Origin of the sequence: Micromonospora phytophila (genome assembly GCF_023656545.1) — a bacterium.
In the GTDB taxonomy this organism is placed as follows: Bacteria; Actinomycetota; Actinomycetes; order Mycobacteriales; family Micromonosporaceae; genus Micromonospora; species Micromonospora phytophila.
Window position 1 is genome coordinate 1 of sequence record NZ_JAMOKF010000328.1, and the last position, 5,919, is coordinate 5,919.

The 5,919-nt window shown below is 71.4% G+C and carries 6 protein-coding genes; 2 read left to right on the forward strand and 4 right to left on the reverse strand.

Going from position 1 to position 5,919, the window contains the following annotated elements; translation table 11 throughout:
- Positions 1-1,701 (forward strand): hypothetical protein (locus NCC78_RS32130; RefSeq protein WP_284706356.1); only part of this gene is annotated, 1,701 nt, incomplete at its 5' end.
- Positions 1,702-1,801: 100 nt separating this feature from the next.
- Here NCC78_RS32130 and NCC78_RS26360 read toward each other — a convergent pair.
- From NCC78_RS26360 to NCC78_RS26370, 3 genes are read right to left on the reverse strand one after another with little or no spacing between them, the layout of a single operon-like run.
- Positions 1,802-2,701 carry an SDR family oxidoreductase gene (locus NCC78_RS26360; RefSeq protein ID WP_250797837.1) on the reverse strand — a complete coding sequence of 300 codons (900 nt, stop codon included), beginning with the start codon at positions 2,699-2,701 and terminating at the stop codon, positions 1,802-1,804.
- Between the two features lie 37 nt (positions 2,702-2,738).
- Complete coding sequence (locus NCC78_RS26365; RefSeq protein ID WP_250797838.1) at positions 2,739-3,320, reverse strand: hemerythrin domain-containing protein; 582 nt, start codon at positions 3,318-3,320, stop codon at positions 2,739-2,741.
- Entirely contained in the window at positions 3,313-4,515 is a 1,203-nt protein-coding gene (locus NCC78_RS26370) for a hypothetical protein (protein ID WP_250797840.1), read from the reverse strand. The genes NCC78_RS26365 and NCC78_RS26370 overlap by 8 nt, the downstream gene beginning before the upstream one ends.
- Before the next feature lie 575 nt (positions 4,516-5,090).
- Between NCC78_RS26370 and NCC78_RS26375 the strand changes: the two genes are divergently transcribed.
- Complete coding sequence (locus NCC78_RS26375; protein WP_250797841.1) at positions 5,091-5,636, forward strand: hypothetical protein; 546 nt, start codon at positions 5,091-5,093, stop codon at positions 5,634-5,636.
- On the opposite strand, the gene NCC78_RS26380 is transcribed toward NCC78_RS26375, so the two are convergent.
- Positions 5,628-5,919: helix-turn-helix domain-containing protein (locus NCC78_RS26380; RefSeq protein ID WP_443677210.1), on the reverse strand; the 292-nt coding region annotated here is incomplete at its 5' end. The two genes, NCC78_RS26375 and NCC78_RS26380, sit on opposite strands and share 9 nt — an antisense overlap.

Genomic DNA, 5,919 nt, shown 5'->3' on the forward strand with positions numbered 1-5,919 from the left:
GACGGCGTCGACACGCTCTGGGGCCAGGACGGCGGCGACGCCCTGACCGGTGACGGCGACGGCGACTACCTGGAGGGCAACGGCGGGGCGGACGTCCTGCGTGGCGACACCGCCCTCGGCGCGGCGGGACGGACGACGGTCACCCCGCTGCCCGATCCGGGCTGGCCCGGTGCTCCGTCGGCCGCGGCCGACCTGGTCGGCGACGGGGCGCCGGCCGGGCAGGACGACCTGATCGGCGGCAGCTCCGCCGCCGGCTTCCGGGACAGCGGGGACGTGGTCGAGGGCAACGGCGCCGACGACGTGGTCCTCGGCGACAACGGCTCGCTGCTGCGGACGGTGACCACGGTCAACGGCAGCCCGGCCGAGCGGGTCTACACCGAGCGGTATCCCAGCGGCCAGGTGCCGGCCGGCGCCACCGTGGCCCGTACCCACGACCCGGCCCTGCCCGGCCCGTCCACCCGGTTCTGCACCACCGCCCAGCCCACCTGCGAGCCGGCCGGCGCCTCCGGCGGCGACCAGCTCTACGGTGACGCCGGCAACGACGGTGTCTGGGGCCAGGACGGCGACGACGCGATCCGCGGCGGCGACGGCGACGACGACCTCTTCGGTGAGCTCGGCGCCGACACCCTGTACGGCGAGAACGGCCGGGACGCCATCCTCGGCGACAGGGGTGGCGTGGTGAACCAGCACCTCAACGCCGACGACGTCGCGGCGCTGGGCTTCACCGCCACGCTGTCGTCGGTGCCGCAGGAGACGTACACCGGGTTCCGGGCCGGCGACTACGACCGGCGGGTCGACCTGCTGCACGACACCGACGGCGACGCCTGGATCGGCAGCGCCACCTCGGCGCCGATGCCGCACTCCGGGCTGACCGCCGGGGCAGGCGACCTCGTCCGGGGCGGCGCCGGGGCGGACAACATCCACACCGGCTTCGGTGACGATGTCGCCAACGGCGACAGCGGCGGCGACCAGCTGTTCGGCTCGGAGGGCTCCGACGTGCTCTGGGGCGGCCGGGGCTGCGACCCGGTGCTCGACGCCGCCAACCCGCAGTGCCAGGTGAACGGCGTCTTCAGCGCCGCCGCCCGGGGCGAGGGCGACCGGTACGTCGACCACCTCTTCGGCGGTGCCGGTGCGACCAGCGGCCCGGCGGTGACCGCCGTGCTCGGCTCGGACCTGCTGGACTTCCGCCCGCGCGGGTCGTACCCGGACAACTGCGCGGCCGGGGCCTGGCCGGTGACCACGGCGTCGGGAACGGTTGACCCGTGCCGCTGGTTCGAGATGACCGAGATGACCAACGAGGACACGGTGGGGGTCGCCGACAACCAGCACCACCACGGCACCGACTGGATGTACGGCGGCTGGGACCGGGACGTGCTGCAGGGTGACGTGGCGGCGAACGGCCCGAACAACGGCGACCGGATGTTCGACTGGAACGGCGCCTACAACCTGTTCACCCACTGCAACGCGGCCTACGGCGGGTTCAACGACATCCGCCAGCACAGCCCGGCCTTGCAGGACTTCCTCACCCGGCTGGCGTGGGCCACCGGCGCCGGTCGCAGCGCGACCGACGTGACCACGGCGGGTACCTCCGCCTTCCTGGAGCTGTCCTACGTCTACCCGCGCGACAACGCGGAGCAGGGGGCCGGGGCGGCGTTCCCGAGCACCCCGGGGCACTTCGACGAACCGTCCTGCACCGACTGATCACGGCAACCCCAGGGGCCCGGCTCTCCCGCGAGAGCCGGGCCCCGACCGTCGGGCGACCAGGTGGCCGCGCGGGCGACCCGTCAACCGGGGGCCCGGGTCAGGCCAGCGGCTTGCCGCCGGTGACGCCGAGCACCTCACCCGTGATGTAGCTGGATTCCTGCGAGGCGAAGAAGACGTACGCCGGGGCGAGCTCGGCCGGCTGGCCGGCGCGGCCCAGCGGGACGTCCGCGCCGAACGACTCGACCTTCTCCTCGGGCATGGTGGCCGGGATCAGTGGAGTCCAGATCGGTCCCGGGGCGACGGCGTTGACCCGGATGCCCTTCTCGGCCAGGTTCTCGCCGAGGCCCTTGGTGAACGCGATGATGCCGGCCTTGGTGGTGGCGTAGTCGAGCAGGTCGGGGGAGGGCTGGTAGCCCTGGATCGACGCGGTGTTGATGATCGCGGAGCCGGGCCGCAGGTGCGGCACGGCCGCCTTGGAGAGCCAGAACATCGCGTACAGGTTGGTCTTCATGACGCGGTCGAACTGCTCGCTGCTGATGTCGGTGATCCCACCCTGCTGCGACATCTGGTACGCGGCGTTGTTGACCAGGATGTCCAGGCCACCGAGCTCGCTCACCGCCCGGGAGATGATCTCGCCGCAGTGCGCCTCGTCGCGGATGTCGCCGGGCACGGTGACCGCCCTGCGGCCGGCCTTCTCGACCAGCTGCGCGGTCTGCCGGGCGTCGTCCTCCTCCTCCGGCAGGTAGGAGATGAGCACGTCCGCGCCCTCGCGGGCGAAGGCGATGGCGACCGCCCGGCCGATGCCGGAGTCACCGCCGGTGATCACCGCCCGCTTGCCCGTCAGCCGGCCGCTGCCCTGGTAGCTCTCCTCACCGTGGTCCGGCTGGTCGGGCATCTCCCGCGTGGTGCCGGGGACCGACTGCTGACCGCCGGTCTGCTCGTCGGGCCCGCGGTACTGCTCCCTCGGATCCTGCTCGTGATACTGGTTGTTGCTCAACGTCCTCTCCTTTCTGGTTTCCGCAGGCCGGTCGCGATCAGCTGGCGGACGGCTTCCGCACCGCGTCACGGACGCGGTCGATGACCGCCAGCGCGGGGCCGGCGGCCAGGTTGCCCTTGGCCGACTGGGCGCTGGGGTGCGGTCGGGTCGGCGCGGTCGCCTCCGCGCCCCGGACGGCGGCGGCGAGGCTGCGCAGCCGACCGGCCGGGACATGCTGGCGCAGCTGCGGGAACTCGTAGCGCTCCTCGTAGCGGGCGTGGGTGAGCACCGCGTCGCGCAGCAGGATGATCCCGGTGTCGAAGCCGTCCGCGTCCACGCCCCCGGCGATGAGGGTCTGCAGCGTCTCCTTGGCCTGCCGCTCCTCGTCGAGCCGGTCGTCGACCATCGCGTCGCCACCGCCACCCGGCAGGGTCCGGGCGAGCGGGTGGACGACCTCCTCCTCGGCCGTCTCGTGCGCGGCGAGGAGCCTGACCAGGTCGTCGAAGGCGTCGCGGCGGGTCTCGCCGGTGCTGCCGATGACCAGCAGGAAGAGCTGTTCGATCTGCGCGTGCTGAGCGAGCAGCAGGTCGACCACGTCCTCCTCGGGCCCGGACGTGGCCGGGGCGCCGGTGTCAGGCATGGCTGCCTCCCCGCGCGCGCAGCCCCTCCACCGGGTGCGGTCCCTCGGTCTCGATGCGGTACTCGTCGCCGAAGCGCTCCCGGTGCATGTCGACGACCTGCTCGCTCGGCGGCTGCTGGCCGTCGTGCAGTTGCTGCTGGATCCACTCGAAGCGCTCGTGCGCCTCGCGGACGTAGCCCTCGCCGAGCTTGGTCAGGTCGACCTGGGTGGACAGCAGGTGGCGCAGGTAGTCCTTGTTGGGCTCGAAGGTCAGCGGCTCGGGCAGGCCGGCGCTGCCGACGATCTCCTCCGGCTCCCGGCCGTCGTGCCGGCGCAGCAGGTCGACGGCCTGCTGGAGGTGGGCCAGCTCCATCTGCAGGTGCAGCTCCCAGACCGCCTTGATCCGGGGGTCGCTCTCCTGCTGGAGGAAGGAGTAGTACAGCCAGCATTCGTTGTACTCGTGGGTGAGCAGCCGCTCCCACCAGTTCTCGCCCGGGTCCAGCAGCGACTCGTAGTGGGTGACGTGCTCCTGCTCGATCAGGCTGATCTCCTGGTAGAGCTGGCGCGCGATCGGCTCCATGTACTGCGGGCCGACGTTCATGTAGTAGAACATCACCTGCTGCTCGGCCGAGAGGATCGTCAACGCGTTCAGCTTGGAGCGCGGGTCCACCGAGTTGCGGTCGTACGGGGTGCGGACCTCGTCGAACGGGTGCCGGTGCTCGACCACGGTCGGCCGGCCCGGCATGACCTCGGTCAGCCCGTCGACGATCTTCTCGGCCTTGCGCCGCTCGACCATCTCGTAGAGGTTGGCGTAGCGGTACAGGTGGTCGAAGTCCTCCAGCACGCCGAACTCGTACGCCTGCTTGAGATACGGGTCCGGCTCGTGCCGCGCCACCCAGGCGGTCAGGTCCACGGCCACCTGCTCATAGCCCAGCGTCGTCTCCAGCACGCTGGCCACGCCGGGCAGCAGCCAGTTCACCACCCGCTGCTGCTGGGTCTCCACGTACCGCACGTAGGCGAGCTGCCGGCGCACCTCCTGGTCCGGGCAGTTGCGGGCGAACTGGTGCTGGAAATTGATCGCCTCGACCTCGATGCCGTTCATCGTGATGATCCGGCAGCGGGTGTACGGGTCGACCGCCTCCGGGTCGATCGGCTCGACGTTCAGCTCACGCCAGTTGCGGATCTGGCTCTCCAGTGGGATCCCTTTGTGATCCAATGGATTGAACATCGTCTCTCCATTCGTTCGGGGTTGAGCAGGGCCCTACCCGGGCGTTTGGCAGAGAAACTCCTTCCTGCGGTTTCTGTCCGGTACCGAGCAGAGGCACGCCGTTCCGAAGATGGGCAGTGGCGAGACAGGAGGGTGTGGGTGCCCGACCGCGCGGTCACCGTTCAGCCGTCGGCTCGCTTGCCGCGAGGCGCCGCCCACGCCGTACGGGCACGGCGCGGACAGCCCTCTCACCGCGTTTCCGCTCATCAGGCGCTTGGACCACTCGGTGACCACTGTGGCTGGCCTGCGCGGCTGACTCGGATGAGCCCGGTGGCTCGACGACTGGCGCACGGTTGCACCGCTAGGACAGCGGATACGCGCGACTGCGCCTCGCCGGAGCATGATCCGTTCGCCGGTTGGTGCTGTCCGATCGGCCCTGCCGGTGGCTGCCGGAGGTCCTTAGTTTGCGAGCCATGATCATGCCCGGTCCCGTCGCGGCCCGACCGGCCCGGCCCGCGATTGTCAGTGTCGCCTTCTGGCTCCAACTCGCGTCCGTCGTGGTCCTGCTCATTCTGGTCGGGCTGGTGGTGGTCGCGGCGGTCCATCACAACGGCCAGGTCGACCGGGTGATAGAGCGCGTTCCGTACGCGGACCCGGTGGAGGTCTCGATCGAACGGCGGGTCAATCTCCTCATGGCGTTGTTGTCCGGCGTCCCGGCGCTCCTGCTCGCGGGCTGGCTCGCCGCCACCGCATTCCGGTTACGTCGAGGCAGCAACACCGCGCGGATCCTCGTCTTCGTGGCAGCGTGCGGGCAGGTGCTGCTCTGCCCGGCGCTAGGCTGTTTCGGCGCGCTGCTGGTCAGGACCCAACTGGCCGCGGATCCGGGCACCGGCGGGTCCAGCTACCCGACCTTCGACCTCGCGGGCGGGGAGCAGTCGGAGTTCGACATGATGATCGAGGTGCAAAGCCCGACCCTGGATCTGGTTTTCGGCATGGTCAGCCTCGGTCTGCTGTTGGTGCCGGTCATCAGCGCGGTCGTGGTGGTGCTGCTGCGTCGTCCCGACGCCGCCGGCTGGTTCAGTCGCCGGGCAGCTGCGGTCCACGCTCGGTCGGCGGCGGGCTCACGTTGAGCGGGACGCCACCCGCTCGGCGCGCGACGGCACGGCGTTGTCGACGTTGAGCAGGCCGGCATCGACCACCGCCCGGCTCATCGGCCGGGTCAGCTCGGCGAGGCGGGCGCACCCGCCGGCGCCGAGCACCGCGTACGCGGGCGTGGCGAGCCGGTCGGTGGCCGCCTCGATCCACGCGCGCTGCGCCCGTCCGCTGTCGCTCAGGGACGGCTCGTCGCCCTCGATCAACCCGCGCCCGCGCAGCCGCTCGACCGCGTCAGCCCACTGCTCCCCGCTCCAGCCG

Coding starts and splice junctions, on each gene's coding strand:
- NCC78_RS26365 (WP_250797838.1), bottom strand. CDS start 3,320: ATGCCTGACACCGGCGCCCCGGCCACGTCCGGGCCCGAGGAGGACGTG.